This is a genomic window from Sporosalibacterium faouarense (genome assembly GCF_016765695.1).
Taxonomy (GTDB): Bacteria; Bacillota; Clostridia; order Tissierellales; family VENL01; genus Sporosalibacterium; species Sporosalibacterium faouarense.
The window spans coordinates 74,453-97,983 of sequence record NZ_JAETGO010000068.1; the positions used below are offsets into that span (position 1 = coordinate 74,453).

Genomic DNA, 23,531 nt, shown 5'->3' on the forward strand with positions numbered 1-23,531 from the left:
TATCCTTATCTTTTATCTTTCGTTTAGCTTATTCCTTAATTCTTCAAATCCTGGTTTTCCTAATAAAGCAAACATGTTTTTCTTATAGGACTCTACTCCTGGCTGATTAAAAGGATTCACTCCTAATATATATCCACTTATTCCACAGGCCTTCATAAAGAAATATATTAATTTACCAAAATAATACTCATTCATTTCTGGCACATTGATTATGATATTTGGAACTCCACCATCTTCATGGGCTAGAGCAGTTGCCTCCATGGCTTTTTTATTTACAAAGTTCATTGTCTTACCCTTGAGATAGTTTAGATTATCAAGGTTATCAGAGTTTGCCTTAATTCTAATATCACTCTTAGGCTTATCTACATTTATAACAGTTTCAAATAAATTTCTTCTGCCTTCCTGTATATATTGTCCTAGAGAGTGAAGATCAGTAGAAAATGTTACTGAAGCTGGAAAAATTCCTTTTCCATCCTTACCTTCACTTTCCCCATAGAGCTGTTTCCACCACTCTCCTATATAAAATAAGGATGGCTCATAGCCTACAAGGATTTCAATTAATTTATTCTTTCTATATAAAAGGTTTCTTACTACTGCATATTGGTAACATGGATTCTCATCTAATTTCTCATTTTTATATTCTTCTACACCATCTTTAACGCCTTCTACCATACTATCAATATCCAATCCTGCAACAGCTATTGGTAACAGTCCTACAGGAGTTATTACAGAAAATCTACCTCCTATATCATCTGGTATTATAAAAGTTTCATATCCTTCCTGATTAGCTAGCTCCTTTAATGCCCCTTTTGACTTATCAGTAGTTGCAAAAATTCTTTTCTTCACTTCACTCTTTTCATATTTTTCTTCCATATATTCTTTTAATATCCTAAAAGCTATAGCAGGTTCTGTTGTAGTTCCTGATTTAGATATAACATTGATACTAATATCTTTTCCGTCTATTATTTCTAATAGTTCATTTAAATAGCTTCCACTTATATTATTTCCAATAAAATATATTTCTGGAGCCTTCCTTTGATCTCTAAGAAGTTGATTATAAAATGAATGGGTTAAAGATTCTATTGCTGCTCTAGCCCCCAGATAAGATCCACCAATGCCAACAACAATAAAAACATCTGAGTTTTCCCTAATTATACTAGCAGTCTCTTTTATTCTCTGAAACTCATCGTAATCATACCTTAGTGCTTGGTCTATCCATCCTATAAATTCCTTGCCTAATCCTGTTCTATTATGTAAATTCCCGTGAGCTTTCAATAATTCATCATTAATACTTGATAAATCTTCTAATTGTAATTTTGTTTTTGAAATGTCTAAAGTTATTTCCCCCATTGTATAACCTCCTATATTTTTTTACTTTAGTTCATCATATCACACATTAATTATATTTTACTTTTAGTATCTATTATTTTCAAATCAATTTTATTTTGAGAATCACTTGAAAAGTGCTACAATAAAAGAGAAAACTATAACAAGGAGGTAAATTTCTTTGACTGATTTTCAAAAAAACTTAGAAAAATATGCTGAGATTGCTATAAAAATTGGAGTTAATTTACAGGAAAATCAAAGCTTAGTTATTCGAGCTTCTATCAATGCTAAGGATATAGTTAGAAAAATAGTAAAAAAAGCTTATGAGGCTGGTGGTAAGGATGTGTTAGTGGAGTGGTCCGATGACGAAGTCTCATTAATTAGATTTATGAATGCTCCAAAAGAAGCTCTTAAAGAATTTCCTAAATGGAAGGCTGAAGGATATGCTGAAATGGCCAAGAATGGAACTGCATTTTTGACTGTTTCTGCTCCTAATCCTGATTTATTGAAGGATATTGATCCTAGTAGAGTAGCATTATCTCGTAAGACTTCTGCAATGGCAATGAAAGATTTCAGCTTTATGATGCGTTCTGGTAAAGTAAATTGGACTGCCCTAGTAATTCCAACAGAATCTTGGGCAGAAAAAGTATATCCTGATTTAACTACAGAAGATGGATTACATAAGCTATGGGATGATATTTTTAAAATAACAAGAGTAGCTACACCTGATCCTATATCTGCTTGGAAAGAACATATAAATAATCTACAAGCAAAACTTGAATTATTAAATAGTAAAAAGTATAAAAAATTACACTTTAAAGGGCCCGGCACTGATTTGACAATGAATCTTCCTGATGACCAAGTGTGGATAGGCGGTGGAATGACTACTGAAAGTGGAATCTTCTGTGTACCAAATGTCCCTACTGAAGAAGTTTTTACAGCTCCACTTAAAAGTACTGTAAATGGTACTGTGAAGAGCACTAAACCACTGAGTTATAATGGAAGTTTAATAGACAATTTTTCCTTTACCTTTGAGAATGGAAAAATAGTTGATTTTAGTGCAGAACAAGGATATGAGGTATTGAAGAAAATGCTAGAAACTGACGAAACTTCACCCTATTTGGGAGAAGTTGCATTAGTTCCCCATGATTCTCCTATATCCAATACCAAAACTGTATTCTACAATACTCTTTTTGATGAAAATGCTTCTTGCCATTTAGCTGTTGGAAGTGCATATGCAAGCTGTATTGAGAATGGTGGCAAAATGAGTAAGGATGAACTAGAGGGTAACGATCTTAATACTAGCCTAATCCATGTTGATTTTATGATTGGGTCAGCAGAACTAAATATAGATGGTGAAACCCCCGATGGAAAAATAGAACCTATTTTTAGAAAAGGTAACTGGGATAAATAAAATATATACGAAAATATAATCTTTCATAAAATTTTAATATGTAATTTGCTCATTTAAAAAAGAGATGCGTTTCTAACTAGAAACTCATCTCTTTTTTCATTTCTTCTTAAATTATTAATAGCATTTGAACCTTCCCCACTTAAAAAAGCTGGGGATTCTTATTTAAAAGAAGTTTGATATTTAAGTTTCCACCTAATTATAATATATTTAAGCTAATATCCAAAGCCTTTACCGAGTGAGTAAGAGCTCCAACAGATATAACATCTACACCAGTTTGAGCCACGCTCTCAACTCTCTCTAATGTTATGTTCCCTGACGCTTCTAATATCGCTTTTCCATTATTTATTTCAACTGCTTCCTTCATTTCTTCGTCACTCATATTATCTAGCATAATAATATCAGTATTAACATCTAATGCTTCTTGCAGTCCTTCTAAATCTTCCACTTCTACTTCTATTTTAACTGTATGAGGAATTTTAACTCTAATTTGTTCCACTGCTTCCTTAATTCCACCAGCAGCTTTTATATGATTGTCCTTTATCATCACAGCATCAGAAAGATTAAATCTATGGTTATATGCTCCACCTGTCTTCACCGCATATTTTTCTAAAGCTCTTAATCCCGGTGTTGTTTTTCTAGTATCAACAACTCTAGCCTTGTACCCTTTAGCACGTTCTGAATATCTCGATGCCATAGTTGCAATTCCTGATAATCTTTGCATAAAATTTAGCGCTGTTCTTTCTCCTGTTAATATAGTCCTAGTGCTTCCTTGTATTTTGGCAATTATATCGCCTTTCTTAACAGAATCTCCATCTTTTCTTAATCTATTGAATTTAACCGCTCCGTCCAAAAATGTGAAGATTCTCTCAGCTAATTCTAGCCCACAAATTACTCCATCTTCTTTGGCCATAATTTCAGCTTCTGATACAGATGAGGCATCTATCAAATTATCCGTAGTTATATCCCCATTATTCATATCTTCAATAAGGGTCATTTCAATCAATCTATCAAGATTTAAGATATTCAAACAAAGCCCTCCTTTTTATATCTGCTCACCATTATTTTTATCTATTCTAAAATGACATCCAATACTTTCTTTTCTATCCAAGCAAGCATTGATTATCAATAACGCAATGGTTATCATGTTCTTAGCTTCTTGACACGCTCTCTCACTCTCAAGACATGATTTAAGCTTTTCACTTAATCCTTCAATTTTCTTTTTTGCATTCAATAAGCCTGATTCCCATCTGACTATGCCAACATATTTTTCCATAGTTTCTTTAATCTCTTTCTTTACTTTGTATATATCTATATCAGTATTTGATTGAACATTATATTGATTCTTTACGAGAGTATCTTTATCTGAAAGTTTTGCTTGTTCAAAGCATTCTAAATTCTTATTTATATCGTTAGATATTTTCTTTCCGAATACTATACATTCAAGTAGGGAATTGCTAGCCAATCTATTTGCTCCATGAACTCCTGTATTAGAGCATTCCCCACAAGCATACAAACTAGGTATATTGGTCCTGCCTACCATATCAACCTTAATTCCCCCAATGGAATAATGTTGAACTGGCAATACGGGTATTAAGTCCTTAGACATGTCTATTCCATTTGCTAAGCATTGATTGTATATGGTAGGGAATCTATTTTCTAAATATTCCTTATCTCTATGAGTAATGTCTAAATAAACATGGTCTGTATTACTTTTTTCCATTTCTTTATAAATACATTGTGATACTATGTCTCTTGGAGCTAAATCCTTACTAGGATGATATTTCTCCATAAACCTTTCTCCAGATTTATTTCTAAGAACAGCTCCCTCTCCTCTTACGGCTTCAGATATCAGAAATTTTTTCCCTTTATCCTTAGAATAAAAGGCAGTTGGATGAAACTGTATAAATTCCATATTATTAATTTCACAGCCACCTCTATAAGCCATAGCTATACCATCGCCAGTAGCTATAGTAGAGTTTGTGCTATTGTTATATATTTCTCCTATTCCTCCAGTAGCTATAACTGTGTCATTTGAATATATATTTAGAATTTTACTATCCTTTAATGCAGTTATTCCAACACATTTTGAATCATTCAAGATTAAATCTAAAGCCATAATATCTTCTAAAACAGTTATATTACTCCTATTCTTAACCTGTATGCTAAGCGCTTTCACTATTTCTCTGCCTGTTGCATCACCGCCAGCATGCAGGACTCTTCTTCGACTATGTCCACCCTCCATGGTAGATTTAATACTTCCATTATCTTCTCTGTCAAATTCTACACCTAGAGCAATTAATTCTTCTATATTATTCGGAGCACACTTAACAAGCTGCTCCAATTTGTCAATGTCATTCATATTAGAACCAGCTTCAAGTGTATCTTCAATATGCAATTTAAAAGAATCGTCACTTTTCACACAGGCAGCAATTCCACCTTGAGCAAGGGATGAATTATTTTCATCAACTGCTTCTTTCGATAATAATAATACCTCAAAATCAGGATTAATCTTTAATGCAGTATACATTCCTGCTAATCCTGCTCCTACTATAACAACATCTACATTATAGTTTAATTTCACAAGTACTCACCTCTAGCTAAGCTCTAACATCCTATCAAGTGATTTTAAAGCTTTAATTCTTATTTCTTCATCAACATCAATTTCATGTTGATCATTTTTCAATGCTTCATAAACTTCTTTTAAAGAAGTTTTCTTCATATTATTACAAATCAATCCAGTTGATAATAAATAGAACTTTTTATCTGGATTATCCTTTTCCATTTTATGAAGAACTCCCATTTCTGTACCTATTATAAACTTGTCATTATCAGACTCTGAGGCATATTTGATTATCTGAGAAGTGCTTCCAACAAAGTCTGCTGCATTAACAACCTCTTCATTACATTCTGGATGAGCTAATATCTCTGCATCAGGATGAGCTTTTCTAACTTTATCAACATCAGTTCCCTTAACTCTATGATGAGTTATACAGAATCCAGGCCATAACTCTATATTTTTATTTTTAACTTTTTCTTTCACATATCTACCTAAATTTTGGTCTGGTACAAATAAAATATTCTCCGCATCTAAGCTTTCGATTATCTTTAAAGCATTTGAAGATGTACAACATATATCGCTTTCTGCTTTAACTTCTGCAGATGAATTTACATAGGTTACTATCGTAGTATTAGGATTTTCAGCTTTATATTTTTTTAGATCTTCAGCCGTTATCATATCTGCCATTGGACAACCTGCATCCTTAGCAGGTAAAAGTATTTTTTTATTTGGTGAAAGTATCTTTGCACTTTCTGCCATAAAATGCACTCCACAGAAAACAATAACTTTATTATCAACCTCTGCTGCAGCTCTACTTAAAGCTAATGAATCTCCAATCACGTCGGCCACTTCCTGCACTTCAGGGACTTGATAATTATGAGCTAAAATTATAACATCTTTCTCCTTCTTTAACCTATCTATTTCTTTTATCATATCTTTTTGATTCATTTGACATTACTCCTTTAAGTATTTGTTTTTACAGTTTTTAGTCGCCTGTATAAGAAAAGTATAACATTTTGTAACAAAGTAATCAATTGTAGTGTTATATTTACATATTATTTGATATTATATGCATTTTAACTCATAATTCAATTGATTTATATCTATATTTAAACTAAAAAGTTTTTTTATCATTATAATACTATCATATTGAATCCAATACTCCAATAACAAAATAAAAAAACATAACTTTGTTTATTTATGAACAAAGTTATGTTAAAAACCTGTCAACATTTAGCTTTTTCTTTACACTATCACTACTAATATCTTATATTTATTCACTAATCATTTCAAAGAGCTTAAGTGCAAATTCTATCAGTTCTTCACTCTTAAGATCTTTCACTTTTATTTCCTCAAGCTCTTCATTTTTATCTACATTTCTTTTGTAATACAACTTATTAAGCCGATTTTCTATATATTCTCTTACTTCTATTATATCTTCATTTTTAATTACCGAAGCAATATCTATATTGTCATTAGCATCGCTCAAGTTTAAGGAAAATATAAGTTGGTTGCCAGATTTTGTATCAAAAGAAAATAATGCTAAATCTCCACGATTTATCTTTTTAAAGTTATCCATTTGCGAACCCTCCTAATAAGTTTTCCTATTATTAAATACTTCAAAACAATAACTTTCTTTGTGTTAACTATATACCCTTAGAGACTATTTATATTCAGTTAGTTTGATTTTAAATTAATTGTTAATAAAATAACATAGTTCTCCTCATACTATATAATATCACCAAAATATCACATACTTGTAAATAAAATATATGAAAACTGTATAAAAAAAGAGCTGAAATCAATCCAACTCTTAAGATATTCTCTTCTTTCCCATTGGAGGAGTTATTGGTTTATGTGGACCTAAGTCTGATAAAATATATTCGTATATTTTATCTTCTACTGACACTCCTAGACTTTTGAGCCCCTCGTTACCAAAAAGAACGTTAAACTCTAATATATAATATTTATCACCGACTTCAACCACATCAAAGCCAGCATGATTTATTCCTAATTCCTTCGCTATTCTATCAACTAAATCTACCGCAGCTATTGGGATGTTTTCAAAACTATAGGATCCCCCCTTAGCAACATTATTATGAAAACTACCCTCTTGGGCAATTCTCCAATATGCAGCTATAACTTGATTTCCAACATATACAACTCTTAAGTCTCTATCTATTGGTAGTTTTTCCTGAATGTATAAAGTCTCATTCCTATTAATATACTCTTTTAATTCCTGTTTATTATTAACAAGGAACACACCTTGACCCATGGAGTTTTTGATTTCCTTCGCCACACAGGGGTATCCTAGTTCATCTTCAACTACATCAATGGTAGCAGCAACAGCTGAATCGTTTCTACCCATTATTTTTGTATATGGTACATTTTCAGGGAAGGTTGCCCATAACCCCCTAGTCATTTCTATCTTGTTATGACCTAAATGGAATGTGCTAATATTAGGGAATATTTTCTTCCCTAACCCATATACCAATAAATTCACTTGCCAATATTCTGGAAACAGAATATAATCTGCCTCTTTTACTATTTCAATTTCCTTAAATAAATTCTCAGGTTTAATATATGTTATCCCCGGTATTCCAATGGTTCTAAATGGATTAAAAGAAATTAACTTCACTGCTGCCATCCCCCTTCCTTAGGTTAAAGAAAAATACACTAAGAATATATTACAACCATACAATGGTACAGTCAATAGTATTTTTTTAACATTTTTATATTCCAAACTCTTTTTAAGATAAGAAGCTTTAATTTAATTTTTATCATTAGCTTACCTTAGCTTAAAATATACTTTGTATATATGGCTACATCGATTCCATTATAGACTGTATATGAAATAATAAAATTAGCCGTATTAATACGACTAATTTTATATTTAAAGTATTTCCATTGTTAAAATAGCGAAATCATCTTCCTGTTCATCACATTTAAAATCATATATTTCTCTTTCTATATTGTTTATTAGTTTATCTTTTGAGTTCTTAACTATATTTACAAGTCTATCTAACCCAAACTGTTCACGCAAATTATTCTTAGCCTCTATTATACCATCAGTATAAAAAACCACTTTGTCTCTTTGCTTTAGCTTAATTAATTTTTCCTCATATTCAATGTTTTCAAATAAATATGAAATTGGAAAACCAGTTGCTTCAAGCAATCGAAATCTATCTTTGTTAAACAATATCGGAATACTATTATGTCCACCATTAGCATACTTAAAAATATTATCGCGTTTGTCTAAAACACCATAGAAAATTGTGAAGTATCTATCATCATCTAAGTTTAGAGATAAAAACCTCTTATGGAGTTCAGATAAAGCTTTACCAGGTTCAAATATTTCATCTTTAATAGCTTTCATAGTTTGCCTAATAAACATAGTCATCATTGAAGATGTCACTCCGTGACCAACTACATCGCTGATGTAAATTCCAATATGGTTTTTATCAATATGGAATATATCAAAAATATCACCACTTAACATCTCTGATGGTCTATATATATAATCAATATTAACATTATCATATTGACCCTTAGATGGTAATATTTTTTCTTGGAGTGTCTTTGCAAAGTTTAAATCCTTACTCATTTTTTTATTCTTCTTTTTTATTTCTCTTTCTAAGATTCTTTCTCTAGTAACATCTCTAAATACTTCTACAGCTGCATATATATTTCCATCTTTATCCTTTACTGGTGAGCTTTTTACAGAATATATCTTATCACCTACTGATTCTTCTTTTTCAGACGGAAATCCTGTGGTAATAGTTGTATTGGTTATACATCTTTTGCAACTACAACATTTACCTAATGCTGTATAACAAACACTACCGACGATGTCCTCTCCAAGTTCATCTTTCATAGGCTTGTTTGCATATATAATTATATTATTTGTATCAATCACTCTTACCCAATCAACCATTCCATCTAATATATCATAATTAAGCCTTGTATGACCCTTTATTTTCTCAGAAGATATAGTCATTTTCTTATTTAGCATATTATCCCCCTCATTTAAGGAAAAAAGTTTATCACTTTCTCCATATAAGCTTATTATAACATAGATAAATAAAAAGAGTTGATTAAAATAAAAACATGAATTAATTTTTTATTTATAGACATAATTAATATTAGTTGGCTGTACTATAAAATCTATCTATTTATTGTTTTGGAGGTGAACATTATTATTAAAATTGGAGAACAAGCACCAGAATTTACTCTACCAAGTACTCAAGATAAAGATATCACTTTAAGTAAACTAAGAGGAAAATGGGTAGTTTTATTCTTCTATCCATTAGACTTTACTCCTGTCTGAAGCACTGAGGTTCCCGAATTTAACCGTAGGTTAAAAGAATTCGAAAAATTTAATGCAGTTGTTTTAGGTGCTAACACAGATAGTATTCCTACCCATAAGGCATGGATTGATAGTCTAGGTGGCATAGACTACCCTCTGCTTGCAGATTATGATAAGAAAATTTCAAAGGAGTATGAAGTTTATTATGATGCAGCTGGTGGAATTGCTTTAAGAGGGACTTTTATTATTGACCCTGATGGTAATCTTCAACAATATTCAATCTATAACACAAATGTAGGAAGAAATATTGAAGAAATCCTTAGAATTCTTAAAGCTTTGCAAGCAGGAGCCGCCTGTCCTGTAAACTGGGAAGAAGGTCAAGAAACCTTATAGTTACAATAACTTTAGGGGATAACTTTATTTGTAAAGTTATCCCTTAATACTTGAAAAAATTGCATATTAAAATTTTATGCAATTTCCTTACTTATGTAACCATACTATTTATTGATTAGTTTTCCATTTTTGTTATATAATTGTTTTATATTATATATAATGGTTGTAAGAAACTCATAAATAGGAGGTGTCAATATGGAAAATAACAATCAACCTACTTATACTACCCCTGATAGATTGTTAATGGAAACCCTTAGCAAATGGGTGAATTTTGTTGGAATTATGACTATTATTTCTGGAATTTTATCTTGTATTTCAATTGTAGGTATCATACCTGGAGTCTTAGCTATTATTTTAGGTCTCAAGCTTAGAAGTACTAAGGCTTCTATTGACCTTTACTTATCTGGTAGCAGTGACCAAATTAATAGTATATTTGAAAATTTAGGTTCATATTTTAAAATTCAAGGGATTCTAATTATCATTTCTCTAGCTTTAGGTATTATTTCTTTTATTATTGCAATTGTATCATTTATTTCTATGAGTCAGGGCTTCTACTATTAAAGAGATTGCTAACAAGAAAACTGCGAATAGACATTAAAATACACTCTATCCAGAGTGTATTTTAATGTCTTCATTCTATAACCTATCTATTATAAAAAAACATAATCTGTTCAAAAGAAACTACTTCTTTTTAAAATTCAACTTCATCTAATTCTTTTTCTGAAACCCTAGCCAATGTATAAATCAAATCCGAAAGTCTGTTAACATACTTTACAAGAAAAGGATTTACCTCTACTTCTCCAGATAATGAAACTATTCTTCTCTCTGCCCTCCTGCAAACAGTTCTTGCTATATGAAGAAAGCCAGCTGGTTTGCTAGTTCCAGGTATTATGAAGTGATCTGGTTTTTTTACTTTATTCATAAATTTATCTATCATTTTCTCTAGAAAGGCTATATCCTCTTCTTTTATCTTGACTGGCGTTTTTTCTGGTTCACTAGTTGCAAGTTCAGCTCCTACATTAAAAAGTTTTCTCTGAATATCATGAATAAGGTCATACATTTCTTTATCTTCAATGAAATTCTTAGCTAGGCCTAAATGAGAATTAAGTTCATCTATAGTTCCATAGCTTTCAACTCTTAGATCATCCTTAGACACTCTTTTGCTATCAAAAAGACTAGTTTTTCCCTTGTCTCCAGTTTTGGTATATATATTCACTCTAATCACTCCTTAATATTAATAAAAAGGCTTTTATCATTATCTTTATATTTACCCATAATCACTCTTTTATATCTTTTTTTATTGATATCATTGTATTTAAATTGAAAAACTATTATTATTTATATAAATTGGAAATATATAATAGTAACTAGTGTCAAATAGGAGGCGTCTATGGTTTTTAAGAAAAGATTTTTTAAGATACTACTTATTATGTTAGCTATTTACCTATTTTCTCTAACTCCCATTTATTTTATGTTTAGAAGCTATATTATTATGTTTCCTTATAGTCTATTACAAGAAAAAAAGAGTATTTTATGTGAAAAAAATATTGACTTTAACATTCCTGGAGGCAATAGTACCTTAAAAAGAGATTGGTATCCTTTCATGATGTATTTTAACAGCGATAAAGGTTTTTCAAAATATACAGATCAGGATTTATCTTTGACTATTTTATATAATTTTGGACACTTTAAGGCCTTAGAAGGATGCTCCTCTTATTATGACCCTAATTCTCCCTATTTTGGCAGTTTCTACGGTGGATATGTCATATATAATAATGAGAATCCTGACAATATGTATGGCTTTAACGAAGATGGTTCCATAAACATAAAAGAACTAACTCAAATTCCAAAGTATGATCAATTAAAGCTAGTTCTTTCTTCTCTGGGATGTCCTAGCAATTCACGTATCTTTGAAAGTAAAGTTGACAATATTGAAACGAATATAAGTTATTTGGGATTAAATCAATGGATGAAGATAGATTCCACTATAAAAACAAATACTCCCATTCATAAGTATAAAGAACATCAAAGAGGTTATTTGCAATATGGTGAGCCTATATCTAAATACTATACTAAAGAAGAATTTCCAATAAGAACTCTAAAGGGAAGAATTTATGCTAAATATATTGATGAATATAAAATGACCTTCGTCCTATACATTCTAGCACCGAATAATGATACTATTGATTTATGTGATAAAGAAATACTTTCCAAATCTTCTATTATAAAAAAATAATCAGCTATTAAGACTTAAGATATTTTTCATTACTTATGCTATAATATAAGCAAATACTTTAAAAAGGGGTTGGTTTTTTGAATAGTCACATACATGAGAGTGTAGAAAACTATTTAGAAATCTATCATGAACTTTATAGGGAACTTAAATGGAAAACTAATAATCAAATTTTAATGATGATATCGCTTTTATATACTATAAATGAAAAGAAATTCGTATTAAGTGATCTCATAGACTTAAGTGAATATATAAGAAAGAATGCTAGTATATTCTCAACACTACGCTCTCATCAAAGGTTTACAACAGCCGCCAGTTTAATTACTAAGTTTGATGAGCCTAAAAAGGCTTTTAATGAGTTAATTGAGTTGCATGATTTATTAGTATCATCAGGCCTTAAAAAGGGTCCTTACACTATTATATCTGCTTTAGCTTTGATGACTACTAGACAACATGATATTAGCTTAGAGGAGAGAATTGATAAAGCTTTGGCTATTTACAAAGGTATGAAAGGCTATCACTTTTTCTTAACATCTCAAGGTGATTATCCATTAGCTATACTGTTATCTAAATCCGAATTACCAACTGAAGTGCTAATGGAAGAAATTGAGTTTTATTATTCTAATCTATCACAGCTTGACTTTAAAAAGGGAAATGACTTACAGTTTTTATCTCACATACTCATGTTAACAAACACTGAAAATAAACTACTTATTATCAATAGATGTAATAGATTGCTTGAGCAACTAATTAATGAAGACTTGAAAATCAGAAAAATGCACTATCCTCAAATTGGTTTGATGTCTATTGTAGACAGAGAGCTAGATGAAGAAATAACACTAATAAATGAGATTTCTAATAGATTTAATAATACTAAAGAGTTTAAATCTTCAAAGGATATGAACCTAACAATGGCTACTTTATTAGTTATTTCAAGTGTAATAAAAAACCTCTACGATGATATAACCATTATTGAAACAGGTATTAGCACATCAATAGAGGCATTAGTTCAAGCACAAAATGCCGCACTAATATCTTCTATTACTGCCACTTCAGCAGCTACTATTGGATAATTTTCATAATTTCTAAAATTTTAGAGCCACTCTGGTGGCTCTTTTATATATGGCCTTATGCCATGCTTTTCGTCATGCCTCCTTAATGCTTCACTTATTGTCTCCTTAGAGTCTTTTATTCTCTCAATCATTTCTAAAGGCACACCTTGACTAAAGGGACAACTACTTATACAAATGCCACAGTCCGTTCCTAAACTCCTCCACATTTTATAACAGTCTTCCTGTATTATCTTCCATCTTTCAATACCATCTATTTCTACAGGATCTCCTGATGGTATGGCCTTTCCTGGACAGGTTCTAATGCATCTATTACATTCCTTGCAAAATTCTCTAACCCCAAAATCAACTCTTTCGTCACAAACTAAAGGTATATTCGTAGTTACTACACCTAACCTTACTCTTTGACCATACTCTTTGGTAATAAGAATTCCATTTCTCCCTATATCTCCTATACCACCATCCATAGCCACTAATGGTGCAACGACTAAGTAATTGGCATCCATATGATTTCTTGCTTCGTACCCTAGTTCTCTAATATAGTATGAAATTTGCATCCCTATTATAGCTGCATCTACATAGGCCTTTGAAGTTTCTATAACTTCTGATACCTGTGGAGACCTATTAATCATTTGCTTGTCCATCTCCACTGCAAAAACTATCCCGTAGGAATGATTTGCCTTTACTTCTTCGCCATATACTTCTTCATGTCTTCCCCTATGACTATAATAATGATAGTCCTCCATTTTAGTTACACCTACTAATTTAGCTCCATAATGAAGTGTCAATCCTTTGATTTTTCTAGTCATTTCATCCTCATTTATCTCTACTTTATTAGGGTTTACAGGTCCCTCCGATAACGCCTTTATATCACTTAAAAACCTAAAATTAGCATCTGCTATAGGTGAATTAATAGGGCTATATGTTGCAGTACCTTCTCCACATATTTGAGGTCTTTGTCTTATGTCATCATCTTTTTCCTTCTTGTCTTTATTTCTTTCATAATAATCATTATACTGCTCAGTTCCTTCTTTATAATTCATTCTCGCAAACATAGTATCTCTTTCGTCGATTCTTTTCATTATATATCTCCTTTTTTTAAGACTCTAATTATTAATTGAGCAAGATCCATAATGTTTATCTATTTATAATTTTGTAAGATTAAATATAAAGTAAGGAGCTTGCCTATTTACACGGTCACTTTAAACCTGAAGCTAACTTGGCTTTTTGTGCCAAGCTTTTAAACATTTTAGCATGAGACATGATTTTTTGCAATGTAATAACTACACTCTTACTATGTCCTTTTCTAACTTCATTTGCCAATAATTCGACCACTGGCTTTAATTTAGGAAATTGAGTAAGATATATTAGAGAAACCCAAATATTATCAACCTCTTTTTTATCTCTATCTTCAACTCCCCAATATGCGTCATATTGTTTGTCTATATTACCATACATAGTCTTTTTCATTTCTTCCATTGTTAGATATCCATTTAATACTGCTTTTTCTACGATATCTGTCCCTGGTAAGAAATTTAACCCATGAATCTGCAATTCAAACGGATGTGCTAGTTCTAAGCAGAGCTCAAATGTCTCTATTAAGCTTTCAGTTGTTTCAAAGGGATGTTGAAGCATAAGGTCATATATTACTTTAGGAACCTTATTATGGGATAATATTCTGCTAGCATCTATGATATCCTCTTGAGTTTCTCCTCTATGAAAGATATCTTTTCTTATTTTAGGCGATCCACTTTGAATTCCTACTACCATTTGATATAACCCTGCATTAACTAGACCTTTGACTGTTCTCTGATTTATCTTCAATGGATGCCCCCATATTTTAAATGGTAAATTAATTTCAGATTTATACCTTTTTTCAAATTCTTTAATCCAATTAGGATCGTCTGAAAATATCTCATCCCAGAAATGAATTACTCTTAATCTCTTTATCCTATTTTTAACATCTTTTAACTCATTAATAACACTATCAACACTTCTGAACCTAACATATTTGCCTTTGTGCATATATAACCTTTTTAAATTAATAGAACTACAATATGAGCATGTAAAAGGACATCCCCTTGATGCAGTCATCTCATAGACTATATCTTTTTCCTGGGGATCACCTATTTCAATTTTATTATTATGTATAAAGTAGCTTTCTTTGTTCATTATTTGTGGATAGCCCAACTCGTCTAGATTACTTACTAAAGGTCTCACATCATTTATTTTAATATTTTTAGTTTTTGTTTCATATGCTAGATTTTCTACTTTTTCAATGTTTCCATTTCTATCTAATTCTCTTAACAACTCAACTAAAGCTAATTCTCCTTCTCCTCTAATTACATAATCTGCATACTTCATTGTATCCTTTGGAAATAGAGTAGGATATACTCCACCCCATATTATAGGAATATCACATTCAGCCTTTATGGCTTTATTGACCTGTATAACGGTCTCTAGATATAGTGATGACATAACACTTAATCCTATATAATTTGGCTTTACATCCTCAATCAATTTCAATAATAAATTTATCTCTACTTCACTACCTTTACTTGGTTTAACACTATTAAACTCTTTAAAATATACAATACTAGTAACAAACCCATTTTTATTTAAACTATTTGCTAGATATTTAACTCCTAATGCCTTTTCATTATAAAATCCAATTAATAATACCTTATTCATAAATAAACCCTCCAACTGATTTTCTTGATTGAGGAAATGCATATTTACAAATTAAATATATTTCTACATATAAAATTTTAGTATGCAATTTCCTCAATCATTTAGATTATTTCCTATTTTATAGTATTTAAATACACTATTTCCTATTTTGTGATATACATCACAATTTACTTTGATAGCAATCACAGTGGTAGATTACTCTATCAGATATCATATAGTTGTAAGGGATAAGCAAACATTTGATTTTACCAACTTAAGTACTTGTTACGCATAATAATCCCATAGATGCGTATTTAAAATAAAATTTCAAGTGTATTTATAAAATACTAGATAAAATGAGGAGGTATTGTATATGAGTATGTTTTGTTATCAATGTCAAGAAGCATCAAAAGGTCAAGGATGTACAGTAAGGGGTGTGTGTGGTAAACCTGATGATGTAGCTAATTTACAGGATTTATTAATCTATACTTTAAAGGGAATTTCATTCTACAATACTAAGGCTAGAAACCTTAATATTTTAACTGATGAAGCTGATGAGTTTATAATTGAAAGTTTATTCACAACTATTACAAATGCTAACTTCAATAAGGCAGAATTCATTGAAAGAATTAAAAAGGCGTTAAGCTTACGTGAAGAAACTAAAAAATCTGTAGTTGAAGCTGGTGGAAATGTGGACGATATAAACCATGATTCAGCTTTATGGTTTGCAAATTCTGTTGAAGCTTTTGAAGAAAAAGCTAAATTAGTAGGTGTTCTATCAACAGAGAATGAAGATGTAAGATCATTAAGAGAACTAACTATTTATGGACTAAAAGGTATGGCAGCTTATTATCATCATGCCATGAATCTTGATAGTCACAATAAAGAATTAGATGCTTTTATTCAAAAAGCTCTTATTGCTACAACTGATGACAGCTTAACTGCTGACGAATTAGTTGCATTAGTTATGGAAACAGGTAAGTATGGTGTAGATGTTATGGCTTTATTAGATACGGCTAATACTTCAACTTATGGTAACCCTGAGTTAACTAAGGTTAACATTGGAGTGAAAAATAATCCTGCTATTTTAATTAGTGGCCATGACCTAAAAGACATGGAGCAGTTATTAGAGCAAACTAAAGGAACTGGTGTAGACGTTTATACTCACAGTGAAATGCTACCAGCTAACTACTATCCAGCATTTAAAAAATATGATCACTTTGTTGGAAACTATGGAAATGCTTGGTGGAAACAAAACGAAGAGTTTGAAAAGTTTAACGGACCTATTTTAATGACTACAAACTGTCTTGTTCCACCTAAAGCTTCATATAAAGATAGAGTTTATGCAACAGGAGCAGTTGGTTTTGAAGGTATTAAATATATAGATAAAAACGAAAATGGAGAAAAAGACTTCTCTGCAATTATCGAACATGCTAAAAAATGTGACTCTCCAACAGAAATAGAAAAGGGAGAAATCGTTGGTGGATTCGCTCATAACCAAGTTATGCAACTTGCAGATAAAGTTGTAGATGCTGTTAAGTCAGGTGCAATTAAGCAATTCTTTGTAATGGCTGGATGTGACGGTAGAATGAAGGGAAGAAGTTATTATACAGACTTTGCAGAGCAGTTACCAAATGATACAGTAATTCTTACTGCTGGATGTGCAAAATATAGATATAATAAATTAGAATTAGGTGATATAAGTGGAATCCCTAGAGTATTAGATGCTGGACAATGTAACGACTCATACTCACTTGCAGTTATTGCCTTAAAATTAAAAGAAGTATTTGAATTAAACGATATTAATGAGCTTCCAATCTCATATAATATAGCTTGGTACGAGCAAAAAGCTGTAATTGTTCTTCTAGCTCTATTATACCTAGGAGTGAAGAATATTCACTTAGGGCCATCTCTACCTGCATTCCTATCTCCAAATGTAGCAAATGTTTTAGTTGAGAAGTTTGGAATCGGCGGAATTACTAATGTAGAAGATGATATGAAAATGTTCTTAGGAGCTTAATTTAAAGCAAATTATATAATTAATTGTATTATAAATATACTAGAACGATTATTAGCAATATTAAAGCAGTCACATAAATAGTGGCTGCTTTTTATTGTGGTTTGTCTATTGACTATTTTTTTATAGCCTTTCTAAGATTCTTTACTAGTCTATCCATATTACCATCAAACTGGATTAATCTAATATTCATCTCCCTTGCCCTATGGACAGTCGTACCCTTATAAGATTCACTAGTTGATACGAGTATTTTTACTACATTCTTTCCCCCTAATCTTTCAGAGTAAACGTGCAATTCATTCAAATCATCTTCATCGAATCTTGAGGTATCCTTACAAGATATGCATATAAGTTTGGAATCTATTGAAGCCATTACATCTAATTCATTTCTAATATCCTTAGCATCATCATCCCACATAAAGAAAACTCCACTTTTAATATCATCGGCGTTTTTCACATCTTTAAATGCACTATAAACCACTGATTCAAGCCAGCTACCTGAAGTAAGAAAATATTTTTTTAGACCAATATTTCTAAACTTAAATCTCATTGATTTTTCAGTATTATAAAATATATTTATGAGACCCGTTCTATCTAATCTATCCATAAAATCTATTAAGATTTTTTTGATATCATCCTTAACTCTATCCCATTTTATCAACATCTCAAGGGGCTTATCTAGAAAACTAAAGGATATAGTCGTTTTTCTATCAGCAAAGATCCTTGTAAACTCATGCCAAATATCTGTGTTATTTATTATATAGTTCACAATACCATATTTCATTAATATATCTATAGTAAAGCTATTCTCTGAGAGAATCTCTCCACCAGTACTTTCTATTATATCTTCAATTGATATATCAGTTAATTCTTTGTCTAACTTTAAAGATTGTTTTCCATCAGATCTGAGCATAAATCCATTATCTATATCCATAGTTATATTATCAATTCCATATTTATGTGCACATTTAGAGGCTATTATCCCCATTACTCTACTTCCTCCCGATAAATTCACACATGAATCCTGACCTTTATACTTAGATATTATTTCTTCGATTACTAAAATACTATTCCCTTTAATCTTCTCTCCAACTACCTTTACTCCATCCATTCTTTCTTCTAAAAATTTTTTAATTTCATTAAATGTCTCTATATCTTCTCTTTTATTTTTAAAAATGAATACTATCACCTCAGGTCTAAATTTCATTATAGGAATAAGATTATCATTGTTATTCTCACTTAATAAGTTTATTAAAACCTTATACATCATAATTGCCCCCTATTTTTGTAATAATATCCCTCATATATAATTATTTGAGGAAACTACCTATTTATAAATTAAATATTTTTCGTAAATTCGAATAATCTTTTGACGTGCAATTTCTTTACTTATATACTTTATATTCTATATAATTTATGGAATCCCTTGCTATTTAAATTACATAACTATTTTTAAATCCCTTGCTTAATTTTTCGCTAGTCCAATAAACACATTCCAATTTTATTTATAAAAACAATTCCGTCTTAGTATTTTACTACGTTTGCTTATCTTAGAGAAGAAATAAAAAAGAAATTTATTTTGATACTCGAAATAAATCATGATATAATGATGAAGGACTGAAATTTTATTACTTACTGGTGAAGTAATTGGAGGAATAATATGAAATTCAAACAAAAAAGAGATTTAATACTTAATGGAAATATGACAAAGGTAATCATTACCCTTGCTTTACCTATTATGCTCAATAATTTTATTCAAACTATATATAATCTTACCGATACTTTTTGGGTAAGTAAATTAGGGGAGACTGAAGTAGCTGCTATGACCCTTATTTGGCCTATCATTTTCTTTATGATGTCATTGGGAATGGGAGTTGCTATAGCTGGTACTGCACTTATTTCCCAATATACAGGCTCAAATGATTTAGAAGACGCAACTGAAGTAGCAGGTCAAGTTATATCCTTCACTTTTATAGCATCTTTAGTATTAGGTGTTATAGGTTATTTTTTAACACCTTATATTGTTAAAGCTATGGGTGGCGAAGGAGAGCTTTATAATAGAGCAGTTGAATTTTTAAGTTTGATGTTATTAGGGCTTCCTACTATGTTTGTTTTCTTTGGATTCAATTCAATTAAACAGGGGCAAGGTGATACTGTTTCCCCTATGATTTATGGTGGATTATCAGTTGCATTAAATATAATATTGGACCCTATACTTATACTTTACTTTGACTTAGGTATCAGAGGAGCTGCAATTGCAACTATAACTGCTAGGGGTATATTTGCCTTATATGCTGTATATAGACTTTTCTTATCGAATGAAGGTATACGTCTTCATAAGAGACATTTAGCATGGAATAAAAAGGTTTTAACTAAGCTAATTAAAGTGGCATGGCCATCATCTTTAGGCCAGTCTACTTCTGCCTTAGGGTTTGCTATATTGAATATTTTTATAATATCCTTTGGCCAATCAACAATGGCTGCTTTCGGTATTGGAAATAGAATCAATTCTCTAATTCTAATGCCTGCCATGGGAATCGGTAATGCTTTAGCTACAATAGTAGGGCAAAACCTTGGTGCAAATAACCTCCATAGAGCAAAAAAAGCGGTTAAAACTAGTGCAATATTATCTACTGTAGTTCTAGTTATTGGCGGGTCAATTATTTTTATGATTTCAGAGAGTGTAATAGGATTGTTTACAAAAGATCCTGACGTTCTTAGCCAAGGGACCTTTTACCTTAAATTAATAGTGACAGCTATACCTCTTATGGGCTTCTTCCAAATATTTATAGGAACCTTTCAAGGGTCAGGCCATACTATAATGGCAATGATTATTATGATGGGTCGACTTTGGGCAGTAAGAATTCCACTGATTATTATATTTAAGAACTATACTAATTTAGGTGCTAACTCAGTATGGTATGCAATGATTTTGAGTAATGCTGTAATTTGTTTAGTTGGTTTAGGCTTATATATGACTGGAAGATGGGAAACTAAGGTAGTAAAAAAGAGGGCTATTTAATCGCCCTCTTTTCTTATGCTCTTATTCAAAGGATATAATCTTGCACAAAATTTCAATATGCACTTTCCTTATTTATGTCCTTCTTCTGGAACTATACAAATAAACTCAAACTTTTCACTACCATTGTTTTTGAATTGATGTAACTTGCCAGCAGGAACATATGCAAAAGAGCCTGCTTCCAATTCATTGTCCTCTCCATCTAGATGCAATATTCCTTTACCACTAATTATATAATTTATATGTGGCCATGGATGAGTATGTCTTGGAGAATATCCTCCCTCTTCTAATTCGATTATTCTCATAACATGCCCTTCCCAGCCTTCCTTAGGTGATATTAGCACCTTCATCAATGCATTCTTTACCTCTGGGCTTTCAAGCTTAGTTCCATTCACATTTCTTTTATGAGAAACTATCATTTCTTACTCCTCCTTTATTTATATTTGAAAAAATTGCATATTTACAATTTAAATATATCTTTGCATACAATTTCCTCATCTATTATATTTTCCTTATTTTTTAGGTGGTCTTGGTCCATAATATTGATAATAATCTACTTTTATTCTACCATTATATAATTTTCTTTTTTTATCAGCTTTCTTTTTATAGTATTTTTCAAAATCTTCCTCAGAAGTTATAACATATTTAGACCAAGTATCTAGCTTATTAAACTTTATACCCATAGTCTTATATAATTCTCTTACTTCTTCCTTTTCTCCTAATCTTTCTCCATAGGGTGGATTACATATTATTACACCATATTTTTCATTAAGCCTTAATTTTGCCATATCTATACTCTTAAATTCTATACAGTCATCTACTCCAGCTTCAAAAGCATTATTTTCTGCTACTTCAATTGCCCTTTTATCTATATCTGAAGCAATAATATTTATTTCTACATCTTGTCTAATAGCCTTTAACGCTTTTACCCTTTCTTCCTTCCATATCTTCTCACCAATTTGGGGCCATTCCTCAGATGCAAATTTTCTATGTAGCCCTGGTGCCATATTTCTACCAATCATTGCCGCTTCGATTGGTATAGTCCCTGATCCACAAAAGGGGTCTACTAATAGTCTATTCTTATCCCAAAAACTAAGCTGTATCATCGCTGCAGCTAGTGTTTCCTTAAGAGGGGCTTCTAAAGCCGTTTCTCTATATCCTCTTTTATGTAATCCCTCTCCACTGGTATCAATAGTTAAAGTCGCAATATTCTTAAGTAGGGCTACTTGAATAGTATACTTAGCTCCAGTTTCTTCAAACCAATCAACTTCATATTTTTCTTTTAGCTTTTCTACCACTGCTTTTTTTACTATGGACTGACAATCGGGAACACTGAATAATTTAGACTTTATTGATTTGCCTGTAACTGTGAATTCTCCATCTTGAGTAATCCATTCGCCCCAGGGTAATGCTTTTGTTTTATCAAATAACTCTTCAAAGCTTTCTGCCTTAAATTCTCCAATTTTTAATAAAACTCTATCAGCAGATCTAAGCCATAAATTAGCCTTGGCTATTCCTGAAAAATCTGACTTAAAAGTTACTTTTCCATTTTCTACAGAAATTATATCAAATCCTAAATCTGTTACTTCTCTCTTTACAACTGCTTCTAATCCGAAGGTAGAAGTTGCTATTAATTCAACTGTGGACATTTATATCTCTCCTAATAAAATATTCTAAGCTTTTTCTATTTAATTAACATTATACAGATATTATTGGAAAAAATCCATTATAGCATACTTTATACTAAGAGAAGAAATTTAGATATTGAAAATCACACTAAAATTAATATCTGAAACTGGAATCTTTATGTACTATATCATTAGTTTTACAGAAAAACTTCATAATACACATAACAAATTAAATCTTGCATAAGTATATATAGGATTAAATTACAAAAGTTTCTCATATAATTGTTTTTTAACCCAATGAACAGAACTTCATGTAATTTTATCCTTTAATTTTATCCTTTTTTCTAAAAAAATGTTGTTATTAAAATTATTTGGGTATAAAATTATTAGTTCAAATTAATAAGGAGGAATTGTTTTATGAAAAGTTTAAAAGATTTTTTACAAACGGGCGATTGGAAAGGCGAAAAGCATGTTCCTGTAATTCATGTACCTGAAAAAGTTAAAGCTGGAGAAGGCTTTGATTTAAAAATTTCTATTGGTGACGAAATTAAGCATCCTAATACTTTAGAGCATCATATTTCATGGTTTAAAGTGTTCTTCCATGCAGAAGGTAGTAAGTTTCCAGTTGAGCTAGGTACATTCCAATTTTCTGCCCATGGCGAAGGAGACATGTTTGATGAACCAGTTAGTTTAACTCATGTTAAACTAAATAAATCAGGAACTATTCATGCTTTAAGCTACTGTAATATCCACGGATTGTGGGAAAATAGTATAGATATCACAGTAGAATAATTTTCTACTTAATTTATAGCTACTCTTAAGTGACCGTAACCAAAACGGTCACTTTTTTATTTTCATTTATATTATTGAAATTATAGGTAATAATAAATTAGAAATT

The 23,531-nt window shown here is 30.9% G+C and carries 21 protein-coding genes; 8 read left to right on the forward strand and 13 right to left on the reverse strand.

Features of this window, described 5'->3' with window-relative positions; all coding sequences use genetic code 11:
* Nucleotides 1–12: 12 nt before the first annotated feature.
* Nucleotides 13–1,350 carry a glucose-6-phosphate isomerase gene (locus JMO20_RS13225; protein ID WP_202710160.1) on the reverse strand — a complete coding sequence of 446 codons (1,338 nt, stop codon included), beginning with the start codon at nucleotides 1,348–1,350 and terminating at the stop codon, nucleotides 13–15.
* Nucleotides 1,351–1,507: 157 nt separating this feature from the next.
* Here JMO20_RS13225 and JMO20_RS13230 point away from each other — a divergent pair, with 157 nt between their 5' ends.
* Nucleotides 1,508–2,740 (forward strand): aminopeptidase, encoded by a 1,233-nt coding sequence (locus JMO20_RS13230; RefSeq protein ID WP_202710161.1) that lies wholly within the window; start codon nucleotides 1,508–1,510, stop codon nucleotides 2,738–2,740.
* A gap of 196 nt (nucleotides 2,741–2,936) precedes the next feature.
* On the opposite strand, the gene nadC is transcribed toward JMO20_RS13230, so the two are convergent.
* The 6 genes from nadC to JMO20_RS13260 form a co-directional block, all read right to left on the reverse strand.
* Nucleotides 2,937–3,767 (reverse strand): carboxylating nicotinate-nucleotide diphosphorylase, encoded by an 831-nt coding sequence (nadC, locus tag JMO20_RS13235; protein ID WP_279380133.1) that lies wholly within the window; start codon nucleotides 3,765–3,767, stop codon nucleotides 2,937–2,939.
* Between the two features lie 15 nt (nucleotides 3,768–3,782).
* A complete protein-coding gene (nadB, locus tag JMO20_RS13240) occupies nucleotides 3,783–5,321 on the reverse strand; it encodes an L-aspartate oxidase (RefSeq protein ID WP_341534028.1) in 1,539 nt (512 codons plus the stop codon).
* Between the two features lie 12 nt (nucleotides 5,322–5,333).
* Nucleotides 5,334–6,245, reverse strand: a complete 912-nt coding sequence (gene nadA, locus JMO20_RS13245) for a quinolinate synthase NadA (protein WP_202710162.1) — start codon at nucleotides 6,243–6,245, stop codon at nucleotides 5,334–5,336.
* A 325-nt stretch (nucleotides 6,246–6,570) separates the two neighbouring features.
* Nucleotides 6,571–6,876, reverse strand: a complete 306-nt coding sequence (locus JMO20_RS13250) for a hypothetical protein (protein ID WP_202710163.1) — start codon at nucleotides 6,874–6,876, stop codon at nucleotides 6,571–6,573.
* A gap of 234 nt (nucleotides 6,877–7,110) precedes the next feature.
* On the reverse strand, nucleotides 7,111–7,935 hold the full coding sequence (locus tag JMO20_RS13255; protein WP_202710164.1) for an ATP-grasp domain-containing protein: 825 nt from the start codon (nucleotides 7,933–7,935) through the stop codon (nucleotides 7,111–7,113).
* Between the two features lie 255 nt (nucleotides 7,936–8,190).
* Nucleotides 8,191–9,309, reverse strand: coding sequence for a SpoIIE family protein phosphatase (locus tag JMO20_RS13260; RefSeq protein ID WP_202710165.1), 1,119 nt, complete (start codon nucleotides 9,307–9,309; stop codon nucleotides 8,191–8,193).
* A gap of 174 nt (nucleotides 9,310–9,483) precedes the next feature.
* On the opposite strand from JMO20_RS13260, the gene JMO20_RS13270 reads away from it, so the two are divergent.
* On the forward strand, nucleotides 9,484–9,996 hold the full coding sequence (locus tag JMO20_RS13270; RefSeq protein WP_341534029.1) for a peroxiredoxin: 513 nt from the start codon (nucleotides 9,484–9,486) through the stop codon (nucleotides 9,994–9,996).
* Nucleotides 9,997–10,191: 195 nt separating this feature from the next.
* Complete coding sequence (locus tag JMO20_RS13275; protein ID WP_202710167.1) at nucleotides 10,192–10,557, forward strand: DUF5362 family protein; 366 nt, start codon at nucleotides 10,192–10,194, stop codon at nucleotides 10,555–10,557.
* Between the two features lie 130 nt (nucleotides 10,558–10,687).
* Here JMO20_RS13275 and JMO20_RS13280 read toward each other — a convergent pair whose 3' ends face one another.
* Complete coding sequence (locus JMO20_RS13280) at nucleotides 10,688–11,212, reverse strand: cob(I)yrinic acid a,c-diamide adenosyltransferase (protein ID WP_202710168.1); 525 nt, start codon at nucleotides 11,210–11,212, stop codon at nucleotides 10,688–10,690.
* Nucleotides 11,213–11,386: 174 nt separating this feature from the next.
* Here JMO20_RS13280 and JMO20_RS13285 point away from each other — a divergent pair, with 174 nt between their 5' ends.
* Together JMO20_RS13285 and JMO20_RS13290 are read left to right on the forward strand one after the other, a co-directional pair.
* Nucleotides 11,387–12,232, forward strand: coding sequence for a hypothetical protein (locus JMO20_RS13285; RefSeq protein WP_202710169.1), 846 nt, complete (start codon nucleotides 11,387–11,389; stop codon nucleotides 12,230–12,232).
* A gap of 77 nt (nucleotides 12,233–12,309) precedes the next feature.
* Nucleotides 12,310–13,302, forward strand: coding sequence for a DUF4003 family protein (locus JMO20_RS13290; RefSeq protein WP_202710170.1), 993 nt, complete (start codon nucleotides 12,310–12,312; stop codon nucleotides 13,300–13,302).
* Nucleotides 13,303–13,322: 20 nt separating this feature from the next.
* Here the strand turns inward: JMO20_RS13290 and JMO20_RS13295 are convergent, their stop codons facing one another.
* Both JMO20_RS13295 and JMO20_RS13300 read right to left on the reverse strand, forming a co-directional pair.
* On the reverse strand, nucleotides 13,323–14,381 hold the full coding sequence (locus tag JMO20_RS13295) for a 4Fe-4S dicluster domain-containing protein (protein ID WP_202710171.1): 1,059 nt from the start codon (nucleotides 14,379–14,381) through the stop codon (nucleotides 13,323–13,325).
* 115 nt (nucleotides 14,382–14,496) lie between these two features.
* On the reverse strand, nucleotides 14,497–15,990 hold the full coding sequence (locus JMO20_RS13300; RefSeq protein WP_202710172.1) for a B12-binding domain-containing radical SAM protein: 1,494 nt from the start codon (nucleotides 15,988–15,990) through the stop codon (nucleotides 14,497–14,499).
* A 352-nt stretch (nucleotides 15,991–16,342) separates the two neighbouring features.
* Here JMO20_RS13300 and hcp point away from each other — a divergent pair, with 352 nt between their 5' ends.
* The gene (gene hcp, locus JMO20_RS13305) at nucleotides 16,343–17,989 is read left to right on the forward strand and encodes a hydroxylamine reductase (RefSeq protein ID WP_202710173.1); all 1,647 of its coding nucleotides are present in this window, start codon (nucleotides 16,343–16,345) and stop codon (nucleotides 17,987–17,989) included.
* 112 nt (nucleotides 17,990–18,101) lie between these two features.
* On the opposite strand, the gene JMO20_RS13310 is transcribed toward hcp, so the two are convergent.
* Nucleotides 18,102–19,253 (reverse strand): Card1-like endonuclease domain-containing protein, encoded by a 1,152-nt coding sequence (locus JMO20_RS13310; RefSeq protein WP_202710174.1) that lies wholly within the window; start codon nucleotides 19,251–19,253, stop codon nucleotides 18,102–18,104.
* A 393-nt stretch (nucleotides 19,254–19,646) separates the two neighbouring features.
* Between JMO20_RS13310 and JMO20_RS13315 the strand changes: the two genes are divergently transcribed.
* A complete protein-coding gene (locus tag JMO20_RS13315; RefSeq protein ID WP_202710175.1) occupies nucleotides 19,647–21,008 on the forward strand; it encodes an MATE family efflux transporter in 1,362 nt (453 codons plus the stop codon).
* A 68-nt stretch (nucleotides 21,009–21,076) separates the two neighbouring features.
* On the opposite strand, the gene JMO20_RS13320 is transcribed toward JMO20_RS13315, so the two are convergent.
* Both JMO20_RS13320 and JMO20_RS13325 read right to left on the reverse strand, forming a co-directional pair.
* Nucleotides 21,077–21,424 (reverse strand): cupin domain-containing protein, encoded by a 348-nt coding sequence (locus tag JMO20_RS13320; protein WP_202710176.1) that lies wholly within the window; start codon nucleotides 21,422–21,424, stop codon nucleotides 21,077–21,079.
* 93 nt (nucleotides 21,425–21,517) lie between these two features.
* On the reverse strand, nucleotides 21,518–22,654 hold the full coding sequence (locus JMO20_RS13325) for a THUMP domain-containing class I SAM-dependent RNA methyltransferase (RefSeq protein ID WP_202710177.1): 1,137 nt from the start codon (nucleotides 22,652–22,654) through the stop codon (nucleotides 21,518–21,520).
* A gap of 396 nt (nucleotides 22,655–23,050) precedes the next feature.
* Between JMO20_RS13325 and JMO20_RS13330 the strand changes: the two genes are divergently transcribed.
* Entirely contained in the window at nucleotides 23,051–23,425 is a 375-nt protein-coding gene (locus tag JMO20_RS13330; protein ID WP_202710178.1) for a class II SORL domain-containing protein, read from the forward strand.
* The last annotated feature ends 106 nt before the right edge of the window (nucleotides 23,426–23,531 follow it).